15 protein-coding genes are annotated in these 17,365 nt (G+C 53.3%); 1 reads left to right on the top strand and 14 read right to left on the bottom strand.

The window, feature by feature from the left end; all coding sequences use genetic code 11:
• Positions 1-39: 39 nt before the first annotated feature.
• The 14 genes from ACZ481_RS07975 to nikA all read right to left on the bottom strand — a co-directional run bounded on the left by ACZ481_RS07975 (position 40) and on the right by nikA (position 16,562).
• Entirely contained in the window at positions 40-471 is a 432-nt protein-coding gene (locus ACZ481_RS07975; RefSeq protein WP_464769621.1) for a DVU_1555 family C-GCAxxG-C-C protein, read from the bottom strand.
• Between the two features lie 11 nt (positions 472-482).
• A complete protein-coding gene (locus tag ACZ481_RS07970) occupies positions 483-740 on the bottom strand; it encodes a hypothetical protein (RefSeq protein ID WP_464769620.1) in 258 nt (85 codons plus the stop codon).
• 198 nt (positions 741-938) lie between these two features.
• Positions 939-1,562: a DVU_1556 family methyltransferase gene (gene trsM, locus ACZ481_RS07965; protein WP_464769619.1), complete on the bottom strand. Its 624-nt coding sequence runs from the start codon at positions 1,560-1,562 to the stop codon at positions 939-941.
• On the bottom strand, positions 1,562-1,774 hold the full coding sequence (locus ACZ481_RS07960) for a DVU_1557 family redox protein (protein ID WP_464769618.1): 213 nt from the start codon (positions 1,772-1,774) through the stop codon (positions 1,562-1,564). Before ACZ481_RS07960 ends, trsM begins: the two co-directional genes overlap by 1 nt.
• A 15-nt stretch (positions 1,775-1,789) precedes the next feature.
• Positions 1,790-4,096, bottom strand: coding sequence for a pyridine nucleotide-disulfide oxidoreductase/dicluster-binding protein (locus ACZ481_RS07955; RefSeq protein ID WP_464769617.1), 2,307 nt, complete (start codon positions 4,094-4,096; stop codon positions 1,790-1,792).
• A 111-nt stretch (positions 4,097-4,207) separates the two neighbouring features.
• On the bottom strand, positions 4,208-6,964 hold the full coding sequence (locus ACZ481_RS07950; RefSeq protein WP_464769616.1) for a molybdopterin-dependent aldehyde oxidoreductase: 2,757 nt from the start codon (positions 6,962-6,964) through the stop codon (positions 4,208-4,210).
• A gap of 73 nt (positions 6,965-7,037) precedes the next feature.
• Positions 7,038-8,063 (bottom strand): molybdopterin-binding protein, encoded by a 1,026-nt coding sequence (locus ACZ481_RS07945; RefSeq protein WP_464769615.1) that lies wholly within the window; start codon positions 8,061-8,063, stop codon positions 7,038-7,040.
• A 255-nt stretch (positions 8,064-8,318) separates the two neighbouring features.
• On the bottom strand, positions 8,319-10,397 hold the full coding sequence (locus ACZ481_RS07940; RefSeq protein ID WP_464769614.1) for a sigma-54-dependent Fis family transcriptional regulator: 2,079 nt from the start codon (positions 10,395-10,397) through the stop codon (positions 8,319-8,321).
• A gap of 318 nt (positions 10,398-10,715) precedes the next feature.
• A complete protein-coding gene (locus ACZ481_RS07935) occupies positions 10,716-11,249 on the bottom strand; it encodes a GNAT family N-acetyltransferase (RefSeq protein WP_464769613.1) in 534 nt (177 codons plus the stop codon).
• Positions 11,250-11,282: 33 nt separating this feature from the next.
• On the bottom strand, positions 11,283-12,104 hold the full coding sequence (locus ACZ481_RS07930) for an ATP-binding cassette domain-containing protein (protein WP_464769612.1): 822 nt from the start codon (positions 12,102-12,104) through the stop codon (positions 11,283-11,285).
• Positions 12,104-13,093: an ABC transporter ATP-binding protein gene (locus ACZ481_RS07925; RefSeq protein ID WP_464769611.1), complete on the bottom strand. Its 990-nt coding sequence runs from the start codon at positions 13,091-13,093 to the stop codon at positions 12,104-12,106. Before ACZ481_RS07925 ends, ACZ481_RS07930 begins: the two co-directional genes overlap by 1 nt.
• Positions 13,094-13,163: 70 nt before the next feature.
• Positions 13,164-13,979: a nickel ABC transporter permease subunit NikC gene (gene nikC / locus ACZ481_RS07920; RefSeq protein ID WP_464769610.1), complete on the bottom strand. Its 816-nt coding sequence runs from the start codon at positions 13,977-13,979 to the stop codon at positions 13,164-13,166.
• A complete protein-coding gene (gene nikB, locus ACZ481_RS07915; RefSeq protein ID WP_464769609.1) occupies positions 13,976-14,917 on the bottom strand; it encodes a nickel ABC transporter permease subunit NikB in 942 nt (313 codons plus the stop codon). Before nikB ends, nikC begins: the two co-directional genes overlap by 4 nt.
• Before the next feature lie 25 nt (positions 14,918-14,942).
• Positions 14,943-16,562 carry a nickel ABC transporter substrate-binding protein gene (gene nikA, locus ACZ481_RS07910; RefSeq protein WP_464769608.1) on the bottom strand — a complete coding sequence of 540 codons (1,620 nt, stop codon included), beginning with the start codon at positions 16,560-16,562 and terminating at the stop codon, positions 14,943-14,945.
• Positions 16,563-17,100: 538 nt separating this feature from the next.
• On the opposite strand from nikA, the gene ACZ481_RS07905 reads away from it, so the two are divergent.
• The gene (locus ACZ481_RS07905; RefSeq protein WP_464769607.1) at positions 17,101-17,307 is read left to right on the top strand and encodes a hypothetical protein; all 207 of its coding nucleotides are present in this window, start codon (positions 17,101-17,103) and stop codon (positions 17,305-17,307) included.
• The last annotated feature ends 58 nt before the right edge of the window (positions 17,308-17,365 follow it).

Raw genomic sequence — 17,365 nt, 5'->3', positions numbered from 1 at the left:
ACACACCCCACGCTCCATCTGAGGCCGGATCAGCCCCGTCTATAGGCTGTAGCCGCCAGCTGCCAGAATGTCTCTGACCTTATCCAGGGTCTGCATCACCAGCTGGGGACAGCGTGACATCCGGTTGGCAGGATTGCCCTCTAAAATTTCCTGGCAGTTAATACTGCCAAACCGGGGCAGATTCTCTTGTTCGAACCATTCCACAAGCTCTCTGATCATATCGTTGAGACGGCTGTCTTCCATTTCCTCAGCTGTTCCCTTGCCGGCATAGAGGCCGATAAGGCAGGCACCGCCGGTCAAAGCACCGCAGGTTTTGCCGCAAAAGCCCAGGCCGCCGGTTAACCCCGCCATGGCCCGCACCAAATCCGGATTTTCCTTGCCCTGGGCCTCGAGGCCGATAATAAGCAGGATCTGGCTGCAGTAAAACCCGGCCTGCGATAATTCCATCAGCTGAAAGAACCTTTCTGTCATCGTCGCCCCTCCTAGTTGCACCGTGGCTGATCCGGCCCCCGGCCAAACAAACCACTGAGTTTTGCCAGCGCCGTTTCCGACAGGAGACTAATCTGGGTCGGGACAGCATCCATTGTTTCCCCGTATAAAATGATGCCGTTATCGTTTTCCAGGTACCGCACCGGCAGGCTGCGCCGGAATGTTTTGCCGGTGGTTTTATCGGTAACCTCCACAATAATAGAGTCAGCCTCAATTTTATCTGCTGAAACCTGCCGCTCTTGCTCTTTCATCCTCTCACCCCCAAGAAAACTTTTATTTTCCCTGTGCCAGTATTAACCGCGAACCCATGCCACATTTCGGACAGGCCCGCCCCGCCTGCGTGTCCCGGCAGTTACTGCAATAGATCGTAAAGCACCGGCAGCATTGATACAAAGGCACGCTGTTTATCGGGGTCTGACAGCGCGGACATGATTGATCAGTCATAACATTCACCCTTTCGTCTGGCATTTTTCAGCCATCAGCAAAAAATATCCCATTTGTTTGTTCATCTTACCATTCGCAGTGCATTGCCAAAGCTCTTCCATTGAACCGGACTGCATAAGAAAGCAGGCCACAAATTCACGTAAATAAGCTGTCTGATCTTCCCATACCAGGACGCGAAAGCCAGCAGCCGCCAGCTGCTGTTGCCATTCGCTGCCAGCGGCGGCACTGGCCGGACAAGCAGCCGCCGGCTTGCGCACATACAGATCAGTAATCACTAGTTTTCCCTTGTCAACAAGGATCCTGTGTATTTCTGCCAGAACCTTGCCCCTGTCGGCCATAACCGACAGGCTGCACTCAGCCAGTGCCCCGTCCATTGAGGCCGCGGCAAAGGGTAACGCTTCTCCGGTCGCCCGGATCAGGGGCAAACCGGGCACCCGTGCCTGCCCTTGCTCCAGCCGTGACTCAGCCACATCGATTCCCACGGCCTGTAAGCCGCAGGTATTACATAGGTATTCCACCGTCTGACCGGTGCCGCAGCCAATATCCACAACCCGGGCTCCCCGACCAAAGGCCGCCCACTCAACAGCCCGTTTAGTCAGCCGCAGCCCGCCGGGATGCTGATGAATCATCACTTATCCTCCAGGGCGGCTTCCACCTGCTTCATTTTGCCATTGGCCAGTTCCTCCGGTATGTACACTAAGCCACAGGCAGAACATTTATACAGCTCGACCGGAAAGCTGCTCTCCAGATAGGATAGCGTCACTTGCCCCAATGTCAGCTGAATACCACACTTAACACAAACAATAACCATTTGCTGCTGCTGAACCTTGTAAGCGCTCATCGGCTGTCTCCTCCACTAGCTGGTAATAACAAGTCTGTGGCAATAGGCATTCCGCACGACAAAACCGTCACCCTGCGGCAGGTATTCGACCCAGTAGGTCACATTGGCCGGTTGAAAATAAGCGATATAATGGCCGCTGGCAGGGTCCTTAAGCTTGTTGCCGCTGGTTTCCCCCTGTTCAATCACCCGGGTCACATCATCGACAAGAATCCTTCGGTCCTCCATAATCCGCAATACATCGTCAGGAATAATCACGGTAAACTTTGCCTGTGCCTCCACACCCGCTTCCCTCCAAACCGCCTGCAGCAGCGTTGCTTTCAGCCGGGCCCGGTTCTCCTGACGGGCTGAATAGCCCGGGCCCGGCTGGGCTGCAAGGTAATTGATATCGTGGCCAAAGATGGCATCCAGCAGATATACCACCCGTTTGCCCTGGCTGGCAAAATTGTCGCGGCACATCACACAGTACGTCAGGTAGTCTGCTTCACTTTCCTGGATCCGCCGCCGGATTACCTTATGGGCCACCTCTTGATTGGCATAGATCATTAGACCGCCATAACCACAGCAGACAGTAGTATCCCGGCTAAGCGGCAGTTCCTCCGTCTGCAGCCCGAGCTTCGCCATAATACGGCGCACACTGTTCTGCAGTTCGGCCTCATGCCTGGTCGTACAGCTATCATGGATCGCCAGTTTTTGGTCAATACCGGCCCCGCCCGCGCCGGCAGGCAAGCCAATGCGGTCCAGCACTGTCCACAGGCTCTCAACCGCCATAGCCGGAACATGGTGCCTGAACAGGCTGTAGCAGCTGGGACAGGCAGTAATTACCCTGGGACTCCCTAAAGCCCGCCAGTTCTGATCAATCTGGCGGAGCGTTTCCTGGTATTTCTGCTCCTGTCCCGCCCATTTGGCCGGAGCACCGCAGCACCCCAGCATCAGTCCAACCCCGCCGGCGATTTGTTCACGCAAAAACCGGTAGGCCCCGCTTACATACTGCGGCGATGACGCCGCCAGCTGGCAGCCGGGGTAAAACACAACCGCGCTTGTGGCAAAACCGGGTTGATGCCGGGCCAGGGCACAGCGGTCACTATTGCTGAAATCCATATCCTGCAGGGCAAATTCATGGGTTGACGGCGGCATTTTCCCTTTGTCCACCATCATCTGCCGCGCCTGCTGGCACACCTCGCCCATATTTAAATTGCCCGGGCAGACTTGCTCGCACAGGCCGCACAGGCTGCAGGAATTTATCATTTTGTTGGCATGATGGATGCCCATTACAATAGATAAATTATTATATATTTCGCGCACATACCGCTTGGGATAAGCCCGGTAATGGGCCAGATATTCACAAACCTTAACACATTCCAGACACTGGCACAACAGGCAGCGTTCGGCTTCCGCACCGGCTTCCTCCCTGGTGTAGCCCGTATCAGCCGCAGCCGCCCGTACCATAGGCTCAGGCTTTACAGCCGTTATATTGGTATAAAGCGTACTCCTGAACGGTCCTTCCGTATTCCGGTTGGCGGTCAGGGAGGCGTTCTGAAATAAACGGTCAATCGAAATGGCTGCTGCCTTGCCGTCGGCAATGGAAAAAATCGCCGAATAACCGCCGGCCCCACGGCGGAGACTGCCACCGGCAAAAACCTTGCTGTTGCTTGTTGCCAGCGACAGGGGATCAACGACAATCGCCCCCCCGGCGTCCTGTTGCAAATCCAGCCGCAGGTAAGCGGCCTGGGTGCCGGTCGCCAGATAGATGGCGTCGAAATCCGGATACAGGCTGTCTAACCCCGTAACCGGCATAGCCGTATTGATCGTCAAAGGCAGTTTCTGCAGCAGGGCGAAATCAGCCTCAATGACCGGCAGGGGTAATATATTTCCCGGAAATGCCCGGATATTGCCGCCCAGCCGGTCTGCCGCCTCAAAAACAGTCACCCGGTACCCTTTGCGGGTCAGTTCCACGGCCGCGGTCAAACCACTCAGGCCGGCGCCAATAATCGCTACTTTCTGTTGTTTGGGCAGCGGCAGCATAAGCTTCGGCATATTTGTATTATTATCAACACATATCTTTTCCATCGCCCGGACAAAAACAGGCTCATCCACCTCATTCCGCTTACAGGCCTGCTGACAGGGCTGTTCACAAATCCGGCTGATAATCCCCGGAAAGGGGATTATCCTGTGCAACAAGGCAAATCCAGCCGTATAGTCCCCCTTACGCACAGCGTTAACGATTCCCCGGACATCGACATGAACAGGGCAGGCGGCCGTACAGCCAGGCGGATTTTCCTGCACACACTTCGCTTCCCGCTGACGCAGTAGTTTTTGATTCATGGCGTTCCCCCTCTCCCGGCGCGGCAAACATCAGTTTAAGCCTAAGGATAATTTTGACTAAGCTTCAGCCGGCAAAAGCCCGGCTGAAGCTTAGTCGTCCATTATCCCGGCTTATTTGCCGCCGGCGGCTTGTTCTTTAGCGGCCAGCGCCTCTAAGCCCGCTTTTATTTTTTCCGGCAACGCCGGCACTGCGAGAATGCGGACGCCGCAGGCGTTGTAAATCGCATTGAGAATAGCGGGATGCGGTGCGGTCAGCGGACTTTCGCCCACGCCGGCGGCACCGTAAGGCCCTTGCTCGCGCGGACTGATATTGTAGATAATCTCCATATCATCCGGGATATCCTTAATGAAGGGCAAACCGCAGGCGATAAGGTTGGTGTGCTTTTTCAGGTCCTCGAAATCCTCGGTGAGAGCCAGGCCGATGCCCTGCGCCAGGCCGCCGTATATCTGGCCGTCACAGGTCGTCTTGTTGGTGAGCGTGCCGATGTCCTGTACGGTCGTGAACTTGACCACGGTGGCTTTGCCGGTCTTCATATCGACTTCCACTTCCGGCATAAAAACGGCGTACATGTAGATGCAGAACGGGTTGCCCTGGCAGGTGTCGGGGCTGCAATCGGTGCACATGGAGGCTGCCCAGGAACCGTCATAATGTAGAGGAATGTTTTCCGCCACCATTTCTTCATAAGTACGGAACGTGCCGTCAGGCTTACGCATGGCGTTTATCAGCATTTCGCAGGCGACGCGGGTGGCGTTGCCGGTCATGACGTTCTGGCGGCTGCCGCCCGATGGCCCGCTGGCCGGCGTAAAGGCCATATCATTCATGACCAGTTTGATCTGTTCCGGTGTGATGCCCGCGTGCCGGAGGGTTTCATGGGCGTGAGTCAGGAAAGCAAGATCAGCGCCCTGGCCGTGATCCTGCCAGGAGCTGCCGATAGCTACGCCGTCTTTGGTCAGTTCCGCCCAGGCGTGCGAGCTGTCCGGACCATCAAGGCCGCAGCCATAAATCCCCAGCGCCAAGCCTACCCCGCGTTTTTTCTCAGGCGTGGACAATTCCTGGCAGCGTTGTTTTGCCTCTTTCCACAGGGGCCGCAGCGTATTAAACATATTTTCAAAGCAGAATACTTCCGGTACCTGGCCGGTCGGAGTGGTGGCGCCGGGGCGGTAGATGTTTTTATAACGGAATTCCAGCGGATCCATCCCTAGCTTTTCCGCCAGAATGTCAACGCAGATTTCCGACGACAGGAATGCTTTCGGCGAGCCGTAAGCACGGAAGGCGGAGCCCCAGGCATGGTTGGTGCATACACATTGGCCTTTGCCGCGAATATTCGGAATATTGTAGCCGGCACCGATAAACTGCCCCTGGCGCATCAAGTTTAAGTCGCCAAATTCGCTGTAGGGACCGTGATCGAGCCACCAGTTGGTTTCCATGGCGAGCAGTTTGCCGGTTTTGTCAGCGGCCAGCCTGGTTTTTACGAGCGCGGGCGAACGCTTGCCAGTATAGGTGATTTGCTGGTACATGTTGAAATTAAGCGAAACCGGCTTACCGTCGCAGGCCAGGCAGGCAACACCCAGCAACGCCTCGTTCGTCGGGCTGAATTTGTAGCCGAAAGTTCCGCCTGTCGGGTTGGCGACCAGACGGCATTTTTCCGGCTCAATGCCGATACCGGCGACGATCATGGCATGATGCAGGTGCAGGGCGATACTCTTGGAGTGAATCGTCAGGCGGCCTGCTTCATCAATGTACGCTGAGCCGCAGTCAGGTTCCAGCGGCAGGTGCGGCTGCCGGCTGCAATAGGTTTCCGCTTCAGCGACGACAACATCGGGATCATTCATAATCGGCTTGGTGTCCTCACCCTTTACAACGCCTTGCTCATAATACACATTGGGAGTGCCGGGGTGTATTTCAATGGCGTCGGGCTCCATAGCGGCCGGCGCGCTCATGTAGGACGGCAGAATTTCCAAGTCGAGTTTAACGGCTTTGGCCGCCGCTTGGGCGTGTTCTTCGGTATCGGCGGCAACGATTGCAACCGCGTCGCCAAATTGGAATATCTTCTCGTCGCAGAGGATGGGGCGATCCCAGCCGTCACCCTTGTTCGCCGGGAACGTAATCAGGCCGCTAATCCGGTTCTTGCCCTTGACATCCTTATGGGTGATGACTTTGTATACGCCCGGCATTTTTTCCGCGACCGAAGTATCAATGCCATTGATATTGGCGTGGGAAACTTCCGCCTGCACCAGCGCCAGCCGCAGTGTTCCCGGCGGCATCTGCAAGGCGACATCGGCCCCAAAATCCCAGGTACCGGTAACCTTCTGCAGGGCAGACGGCCGGTGGTAGGTAGTACCGTAGATTTTATTGCCAACAGGCTGATACATCAGCTCTTCCTTGCGCACTTCGCCGCGGATTACTTTAGCAGCCGCCATTACGGCATCCACCAGCGGCTTGTACCCGGTGCAGCGGCAGGCATTGCGGTTTTTCTGGAACCAGTTGCGGACTTCTTCTCTGGTCGGATTGGCGTTTTCATCAAGCAGAACCTTCGCCGACAATATAAAACCAGGGCTGCAGAAACCACATTGAGCACAACCATAAGCCATCCAGGCAACCTGCAGCGGATGGAGATTATTAGGAGTTGCCAGGCCTTCGATTGTTGTTACATTGGCTTCATCAGGCACTCTTTTCATTTTCACGACACAGGATCTTACTACCCTGCCGTCGAGAATAATGGAGCATGTACCGCATTGGCCCTGATTACAGCCGACTTTGCAGCCGGTCAGCAGCAATTGTTCCCTGAGCACACTGGCCAGACTGGCTTCGGTGTCAACAATTAATGTTCTGGGCAACCCATTGATATTCAACACTTTTTTTTGCACTGTCTCTTCTCTCCTTTATTAATAACCTATATCTCAGAGGACTGTAACTCCCCGAAATACGCACTGCGCTATCTTACCGGCCTTTGCCAAAGCCGCATTCCGGATAACGGCATTCCTCGCAGGACAGGCACAAACCGCCATGGCCAAGTCTGGTAATATCCTTTCGTGTCAGTTCTTCGCCTGCCAGCAGGCGGGGTACAACCAAGTCAAAGATTGTACTCCGGTGGTACATGACACAGCCGGGCAAACCGAGAACAGGCACTGACCCGAAATAAGCCAGCATAAACATGGCCCCGGGCAATGTCGGTGCGCCATAGGTAATAATCCGGCCGCCGGCGGCCCGGATACCGGCCGGGGTTACATCATCCGGATCAACCGACATGCCGCCGGTGGTGACAATCAGATCAGCACCGGCCTGCAGCAGGCGGTGGATAGCCTCGGCAATCATCGTGATATCGTCAGGCACAAAAATCTGCTCTAAGACCGAACTGCCCAGACACTGAAACTTTTCTGTCAGCACCGGTCCGAAACAATCCTTGATCCGGCCATAGTACACCTCGCTGCCGGTAGTAATCACCCCCACCTTGCAGGCCTGCAGTTGCTTGACTTCCACTACCGGATAATACGCAGCGCAGATCTGCTCAATCCTTTGCAGCTTATTTGCAGCAATTACCAGGGGAATAATTTTGCAGCCGGCGACCTTACGGTCAACCGCTACCATCTGGTTCGAATGTAAGGTTGCCACAGCCAGCTGATCGCTAGCATTAATCCTGTCCAGGGCCGCCGCATTTACTTTTAATAAACCGGTAATCCCTGCTTTTAATTCCACTTTGCCCTCGGCAGCCTCTGCCAGTTGCAGGCCCGGACCGGCCACGGCCCTGGCCAGTCTTGCCGCCGCGTCATTCTCATGCAGCTTTTGTTCATTGACCTCCCAGACATAGATATGTTCCTTACCAATCGTAAGCAATCTGGGAATGTCCTCTTTTTTGATGATATGTCCTTTCTTAAACGCTCTTTCTTTACACTTGCCAGGAACAATTTCAGTCACATCGTGGCAAAGAACCATGCCTTCCGCCTGATAGACGGGAACTACTCTCATTAACCACCCTCCCTGCTTTGCTGCTTAATTGCTACGCTGATCACTTGCTTAAGCGTTATATCAAATATAAATGCAAGATTTATGCCAAAAAAAACACGGCGGTAAGCCCCCAGCCAAACAACGGCCGCAGTTCCCCTAATCCGGGCGAAAAGTTAACCTTTCTTGCAAATAAATAAGGAACCAACCGCCTGCTGGCTGTTGATTCCTCATTGTTTAGTATTGCATCATGCTACATTTGCCGGAACAAGTGTCACTTTAAAGTGACACTTGTTCAACTTTACATTTTAATTCTTTGTAAATAGAATGCTGTTTCATTTTCCGGTAGAGCGTATTCCGGGAAACCCCCATATCCCTGGCGGTCATACTGACATTGCCGCCATGATTGTACAGCAACTCCAGAATTTCCTGTTTTTCATTCTCATCAAGAACCCGTCGGCGCTGCTCCCGGCGGCAAAAGGTCTCCACAATATTAGAAGTCGGAAAATGCAGCCGCTCGCGGCCGGAGTGAGCGGGGGCGGCCTTACAGTTGCAGATCTCCTGCGGCAGGTTGGCCAGGGTTACAACCTGACCTTCCGTAAGACTGACGATCCGCTCCACTACATTTTGCAGTTCCCGCACATTGCCGGGCCAGTCATAGCGAACAATCCGCTCAATAACCTCCGGGCTGACAACAAAGCGCCGGCTGTGCTTATCCTGTTTGTCAAGAAAATAGTTAAACAGGGCGACGATATCTTCCGACCGCTCCCGCAGCGGCGGGATGGTAATAGAGATAACGTCAAGCCGGTAATAGAGGTCTTTGCGAAAAGTGCCTTTTTCGACTTCCCTCATCAGGCATTTATTGGTGGCGCAGATCACCCGGACATCAATCGGAATGACCTTATCGCAGCCAATCCGCATCACCCGGCGCTCCTGCAATACCCGCAACAGGGACACCTGCTGTTCAAGCGGCATATCGCCGATCTCATCCAGGAACAGCGTACCGCCGCAGGCCAGTTCGAATTTTCCCGGTTTGCCGCCCCGTTTCGCCCCGGTGAAGGCCCCTTCGGCATAACCGAACAATTCGCTGCCGATAAGCTCGCGTGGTATCGCCCCGCAGTTTACGGCAATAAAAGGCCCGGCTTGCCGGTTGCTCCGGTTGTGAATGGCCTGGGCAAAAATTTCCTTGCCTGTGCCGCTTTCCCCCTGGAGCAGGACGTTGGACATGGAGGCGGCAGCCAGAGACGCCACCCTGACGGCTTCCAGCAAGGCTTTGCTGCCGCCGATGATGTCACTGAACTGCAGCGTCCCGTAATGACCGCTGAATCTGTTTACCAGGCTTTGAATCTGTTTGATCGGGCGGAGAATGATAACTCCGCCGGTTACTTGTCCCTGGGCATCGGTCACCGTTTCGCCGGAGGCCACGCAGTGGCTCAGCCCGTTGCCGGTCTCCAGCATCAGCTCCATTTCCGTACAGGCTTCCTTGCGCTTTAATATCTTTTCCAGCAGCGGATTTCTCGTTCCCAAAATGCTTTCCACCTGAATTCCCGGTTTCACCTCAACCCTGTTTAAACCAGAGCCGAGAATTTGTTTCGCGACCGGGTTTAATTCGCTGATGACCCCCTGTTTGTCAACTAAAATTACGCCATCCGACATAGTATTGAAAATATTAGTAAGCCGGTTATTCATTACACTCAATTCATTGTTCTTTTTCTGAATGCTGATTTGCGCCATGATTGCCTCCGCTGCGGCCACAACCATGCCCAGCGTATGGAGATGGGCGGCTGTCGCCGCGCCGGAAACGTCCAGTATCCCCAGTACATTCCCCTGGCCGTCAAGAATAGGCGCCGCCGAGCAGGTCAGAGAGTGGTGGTCAAAACAGTAATGTTCAGAACCGGATACCTGAATCGGTTTTTTTATAACCAGTGCTGTGCCGATTGCGTTTGTGCCCACCTGGGATTCACACCAGCTGGCGCCGCGAAAAAAGCTAACCGTCATCGGATTGGTCATTGCATCCTCATCACCAAACAGCTCCATGATATAACCGCGCCGGTCTGTTAACACCACAACAAAACCCGAGCCTTCGACAACCTTGTACAAATTAGTCATAAACGGTTTGGCAATATTGATAAGCTCCCGGTTTTCTCTAAGCATCACCCGCAGGCTGATACTGTCAAGCTGGGGATGGATACAGGCATCATTGGGATTAACCCCGGCATCGCGGCAACGCGTCCATGAATCCAGGACCTCAGACCGGACAGGAAAATCATAGCCGCGACTGGTATGGGGGAGAGTGGCGGTAAATTGGTGCCAGGCTTCAGAAATACAGTTACTACTGGTTTCAGCATAAAAACTCATATACCCACCTGCCTATTCTCAATATTCTGATTATTTTTTTTGACGTGCATGGCAAGCAAACCTATTGCAAGAAAAAAACAGAGTACGCCAAAAGCAGCGAGCACCCTGTCCCTTAATAGTAGGTATTCTATACTCCTTTCGCATCGGAAGGTCTACCGGTTGCCGGGTAAAACCTCGATCTGGTTATCCTAACTTCTATTAGGTAAACAGAGTCGGAGTGACTAAATATTCAATTTATTACAAATATAGCATTCTCTATAAAAAACCAAAATCCTGCTTGGCGTTAGAATAATTTCCATAAATGGAAAAACGCTACAGCTAATCTGTAGCGCAGATATCTTTATCCATATATACGGTCTCCAGCGCATCTGTGTTCTCCCGGCGGATCAGATACCCCTGACTGAGCCAAAACGGAAAGCCGCCCGGCAAAAATTTGTGGGTGTGCAGGCAGATGCGCCTGTAGCCATGGGTCCGGCAATATTCCTCAATAGCGGCTACCAGCCGGCAGGCAATGCCCTGACGGCGCAGTGATGTTTTCACATAACACCGTGACAGTTCAGCGGTAATGGCACAATCATAGCAACCGGCGACTGCGGGCAGCCTGTCATCATAGGGATTTACCGCAACTGTGCCGACAACCTGGCCGTTGCCGGCAAAAGCGGCAAATAAAGCGGCATTCACCGGTAAAACATAGGCTTCCTCCAGCTGGGCCAAATCCCAGCGGTCAGCAACGCCCGGTATATTGGGATATACTTCCTGCAGCATTGGCAGGATAAAGTCGAGTACCGGCCCGACATCAGCCGCGGTAATCCGGCGAATGCACCAGTCGCTGTTGTTATTGTTCAAGTCCATAGGCAACCTCGTTTCGTGTTAATTTACTATATATCAGTACGGTTTGCGAGTATCCCTGTTCAGAGGCCGGGCAGGCAGTATAGCTGCTAACAGTGCCTGGGACACCGGATGGGTAAGACAGTTGAGATTTTCCATATTGTCCAGCCTTTCCACAATCTCACCGGCACACATCACAGCCAGCCGGTCGGACAGATGGGCTACCGCCGCCAGGTCATGGGAAATGAATACATAGGACATCCCCAGTTCTGCCCGCAAATCAGACAGTAAATCAAGAATCTGGGCTTGCACCAGTACGTCCAGGCTGCTGACCGCCTCATCCAGAACAATCAGCTTAGGCCGCAGGGAAATAGCCCTGGCAATACATACCCGCTGCAGCTGGCCGCCGCTGAACTGATGGGGGTACTTGGCGGCGTCCCCGGCGGTAAGCCCCACAAGCTCTAGTAATTCCCCCACGGCCAGGAGCACAGCCCGGGCTCCGGGGCAGGCGAAATTTTGCAGCGGTTCAGCAATGCTCTCCCCGGCGGTGCGGCGCGGATTGACCGAGCTAAAGCAGTCCTGAAACACGACCTGCAGGTCCCGCCGCACCGCCCTGATGGCGGCTTTGTCCGGCCCATACAAATTAACGCCCTGAAAGAACACCGTCCCGCTTTCGGGCTTCTCAATACCGAGAATAATACGGCCCAGAGTACTCTTGCCCGAACCGCTTTCACCAACAAGGCCAAGGCACTCCCCGGCCGCCAGTGAAAGGCTGATTTCTTTATTCGCCTGCACCCTGCGCCCCTGCTTGAAGATGCCGCCGCCGTGAAAGTGCTTGCTGACTCCCCGTACTTCAAGCAAGGGCGCGCTAACAGCCATCAGCCAACCCCCATCTGGGCTGCGCCTATATCCAGGCAGCGTACCCAGTGGCCGCCGGCATTAGCCGCCACTTTCCCGGGAAGTGAGGCACGGCAGGCAGGACTAACCCGCGGACAGCGTCCGGAAAACCCGCAGCCGGCAGGCGAACAGCCGGTCTCATCTGCCGTCAGGAAGGACAGGCGTTGGCGGCGGGGCAGCCCAATACTGTGGCGGGCGTTCAGCAGCGACTGGGTATAAGGATGAAGAGGCTGGTCAAACAGTTCGGCGACTGCGGCTTGTTCAACAATCTGGCCGCGATACATTACAGCTACCGAATCCGCCAGCCGGGCAATGACACCAAGATCATGCGAGATCAACAGCATACTTGTGCCAAATTCCCGCCTCACTGCCGCCAAAAGATCAAGAATCTGGACCTGAGAGGTAGCATCCAAAGCAGTAGTCGGTTCATCAGCAATAATGAGATCCGGCTGCTGAGCCAGGGCAATAGCGATAATTACCCGCTGCAGCATACCGCCGCTCAGTTCGAAAGGGTATTGCCGCAGCAGCAGCCCCGGCTCCGGCAGGCCCACTTTTGTCAGATATTCAATCGCCGTTGCTGTGGCTGCCCGGCGGTCGGTTTTCCCATGAGCCAGCAGTGTTTCGATAAAATGATCGCCAATCGTGCGGATGGCATCAAAAGCACTCATCGGATTCTGCATAATCAACGCAATCCGGTTCCCCCGGAGCTGCCGCCATTGGGCTGCGGTCAGACCGTTAAGGCTTTTCCCGGCCAGTTGAATCAGCCCGCCGGTCCGGACAATACCGGCAGGCAGGAGGTTTAATATGGACAGACAGGTCAGTGTTTTACCACAGCCGCTTTCGCCCACCAGCCCAAAAATCTCTCCCGGCTCGATTTGCAGACTGAGCTGGTGCACGACAGGCACAGTTTTATCCTGGCGTTTAATAACCACCTGCAAACCTTCTACTGTCAGCAGCGGCTGCTTTCCCATACGCGTTACCGTCCTTTCCTATCTTTTTTACCCTGTAAAGCATGCAACCGGCATCAGCCCCGGCCTGATTCTACGTTTTCTTGATCATCGGATCACTCATGTCCCGCAAAGCATCACCCAGGAGATTAAAAGCCATAACCACACTGAGAATCATCAGACCGGGATAAGCCATCAGCCAGGGATAGCCCCGTAAAAACTGACGCCCGTCGTTAATCATCGCCCCCCACTCCGGTGTGGGCGGCTGAATCCCTAACCCTAAAAATGACATGCCGGCAATATGCAGGATAACCCACCCTACATCCAGAGTGGCCAACACCGCAATCTGCGGCAGGATATTCGGCAAAATATGCCTGGCAATAATGGTGGGCCGTGGCGTCCCGGCCACCCTGGCAGCCAGAACGTAGTTCCTTTCTTTCAGGCTAAGCACCATGCCCCGGATCATTCTGGCATACCAGGCCCACTGGGAAAGAGCCAGCGCCAGCACGACATTGGGCAAGCCCGGCCCCATCACACCGACTAAAGCCAAAGCCAGAATAAGACTGGGAAATGCCAAAAACACATCACATATCCGCATGATAACAGCATCAACCCTGCCGCCGGCATAACCGGACACGGCTCCCACCACGGTGCTGATGGCCAAAGTCGCGGACATCACGGCAAACGCCGCTCCCAGAGAAACCCGGGCCCCGTAAATGAGGCGGGATAAAATACAGCGGCCTAAATGATCGGTCCCTAACAGATAACTATGATCAGGCAGCATCAATTTTCTTTCCAAAGCAACATCATTCGGATCATGAGGCGCTATGACCGGTGCGAAAATCGCCATGAACACAGTTAGCAGAATAATCAGCAGCGCCAGTCCTGTCAAGGTACTCTCCAGCCTCATGAGGACTCCCCTTTCAGGCGGATCCGCGGGTCAAGCCACGCGTAGGCAATATCAACAAACAGGTTCGCAATAACAAAAACACCGGCCATCATCAGGACAAAGCACTGGACCACCGGATAGTCCCTGTTTAAAATAGCAGATACACAAAACCGGCCAATACCCGGCCAGGAAAATACACTTTCGACAATCACCGAGCCTGACAGCAGATGGCCGATACTCATCCCCAGAGCGGTAACAAGCGGCAGCATCGCATTTTTCAGGACATGCCGGCCTATAACCAGGCTTTCCTGCAAGCCCCTGGCCCTGGCATACAACACAAACGGCTGATCCAGGTTTTCCAGCATACTGGTTCTCAGCAGCCTGATATAGGTGGCAATATAACTAAAGGAAAGCGTTAGGGCCGGCAGAATAAAATGCGCCCACGACCACCGCCCCAGTGTGGGCAACAGATCAAGCTTAAGGGCAAAGAAATACATTAGCATAAAACCAAGCCAGAAATTAGGCATAGCGGCACTGGTAAAGGCGATAAACCGGCAAAAATTATCAAACCAGCCATCTTTATACAAGGCAGAAAAAATACCCATTGGTATGCTGAGAACCAGCGTAAAAATCAGCGATACCCCGGCCAGTTGAGCTGTCGCCGGCAGCAGAAACATCATTTCATCCCACACCGGCCGGTGGGTGGCATAGGATTTGCCAAAATCAAGCGTGAGTGCCTTTACCAGCCAATCCCCATACTGGACAAGGAGCGGGCGGTCAAGGCCAAGTTCCTCCCTGACTGCCGCTACGGCTGCCTCTGTCGGCGGTATCTGGGAAAGTCTCAGATACGCCTCCGCCGGGTCTCCCGGCGTGAGGCGCAGTATGAGAAAGGTAATCATGGAGATACCTACCAGTACAGGGATCAGGCTAAGCAGGCGTTTGACAACATAAGCCAACATACTGCCACCTCAATTCCCCCATAAATTACTGAATATCAATCGTTCCGAAAGGAATTTCATATTGACTGCCCATAAAGGTAACTCCGCTCAGGTTCTTAGGATATACCGCCAAATTTGCCAGATAGGACAGCGGCAGATATACGGCCTGCTCATGGAGGGTAGTAAATATCTGCCTGTATAGCTCCTGCCGCTTGGGTTCATCGGTGCTGACTAATACGGCGGACGCCATCTTATCAAGCTCGGCTTTCATTGGCAGGCCGAGTTGGGCCTGATAGTCGGCATGGGCCGGCTCCCGCATCGAGCCTACCAGGGAATGAGGGTCATAAGGGGCGCCCCAGGTATCGCCGTAAATGATATTAAAGTTGCCGTCTTTTTGGCGCTGATCAATCGACCCCTGCTCCTCACCGGTGAGCTTGACCTTGATCCCGACCTTTTTCAGGTCGCCCTGCAAAACCTCGCCCACCGATTTTTGGATGGCATTCGTACTTTCATAACAAAATTCCAGTTCCAGCGTTTGGCCGTCCTTCTCCCGGAATTCCTTGCCGGGAATCACCTTCCAGCCGGCTTCATCCAGCAGGGACCGGGCTTTGTCTTCACTGTATTCATAAGGCGTTAAACCCAGATTGCAGTAGGGGAAATTTGTGGCCAGCAGGGTATCGGCCTTATGTTCAGTCCCGAACAGAACCCCTTTGACAAAAGCATCTTTATTGACTGCATGCTGCAAAGCCTGCCGGACCTTGAGCTCTTTCGTTGCCCCTTTATTGGAGTTGATTGCCAGCACCCGGGTAGCCAGTGGTTCTGACAGCTTGGTTTCATATTTGCCGGTAGCCTGGAGCTGCTTAAAGGCATCCAGACTAATACTGCCATTGCCATAAAGCAGGTTTAGCTCTTGCTTTTCAAAGGCAACCACCCGGGACTCACTGTCAGGAATTATTTTTATTACCAGTTTATCCACCTTGGGTTTAGGGCCCCAGTAATGTTCATTACGGACAAATACGGCCACTTCGCCCTGTTTATACTCACTCAGCACCCAGGGGCCTGTTCCCACCGGCTTTTTAATCCCCTCCCCGGTATTGCCGCTGTCAGGAAAAGCGGCCGGGGCCAGGAAGCGGAGCGGCCGGATCAGCGCCAGTTCCTGCAGTACAGGATAGTACGCATCTTTAAGCACCAGCTTGAATGTATAGTCGTCAATGACCTGGGTTTCTTTGATTTGCCGGATAAAGGCCAGCCAGTCATGCCGCTTGCCGTTCGCCAGTACGGCATCAAAATTTTTCTTGACAGCGGCCGCGTTAAAAGCGGAGCCGTCTGAGAATTTTACATCCTTGCGCAGTGTAAATATGTACTCTTTGCCATCAGGCGATATGGTCCAGCTTGCGGCCAGCCAGGGAACAATCTTGCCTGTGTCGCTGTACTGAACCAGAGATTCATATACCAAAGCCTGGGCAAACATCTGATTGGGATTATACATGTGGGGATTTAAGGCGCCAATATCCTTCGCCCAGGAAAAATTCAGAACCTTCTCTGTAGCCGGCGCCTGGCCTGACTTAGATCCGCAGCCGGCCACCAGGCTCACCAGGAGCATACAGGCAATGAGTACGGCTGCAATCCTTTTCCATTTTTTAAGCGCTTTTGTCGTTTCTGACATAGTTATCTCTCTCTCCTTTTTCCACTTGTTTCCGCAAAACATCCTCATTCCAGAAATCTGACAGCCTTTCAGTTTTTTTCATAAAGAAAACACGGCTTGCGCCGAGCCTTTGGCGAAAGCGGAAGCCGATGTTGCCCTTATCCAGGGAAAGTTATAACTTTCTATCAGGATAAAAAAAGGCATAAAAACCAAAGGGGACTTCACGTCCGCAACGGCTTCATGCCAAATTATCGTTTTTATATTTTTAGCGGTAAATATCATAATTTGCTGGAGTTTTCAAACTCCTTATTCCTTAATATTGTACAATGGTGTCACCTTTTTGTAAATAGTGAAAAAATTATCTTTCTTTTCGTAAATCGTATTGTATTTCCGGCCGCTATGGTTTATACTGAGTACAGGTGGCAATGAAGGCCACAACTTCAGGATCAGTAAGGGAATTAATTCTACTGTTTTCGCAACCATGAAGGGATTGGTCAAGAATGACCAGCTTTTTCATGGTTTTATTTTTTCTGTAATTTATTAAAGGAGGTGCTAAATCATGTGTCAGGTTAACGCTAAATTTACCCTTGACAGTGCCGGTGATCTGAATCAGGTGAAACAATCCCTGGAAGCAATGGAAACAGTCAGTGCTGTAACGGTTACCGATAATGTTCTGTCCCTGTCCTTCAACCACCACAAATATACCGAACGGGAGCTGGCCCGGGCCATTGAGACTTATGGCTTTAAAGTCATAGCTGTTGACTAACGCAGCGTATCCTCCTCTTCATATAAATAAGGGACAGTTCCGGGGTATCGCCCCCCGG

It is taken from the genome of Sporomusa intestinalis (genome assembly GCF_055383785.1).
Note: the sequence above shows the minus strand (reverse complement) of the source record. Positions and strands in the feature narration are given on the sequence as shown.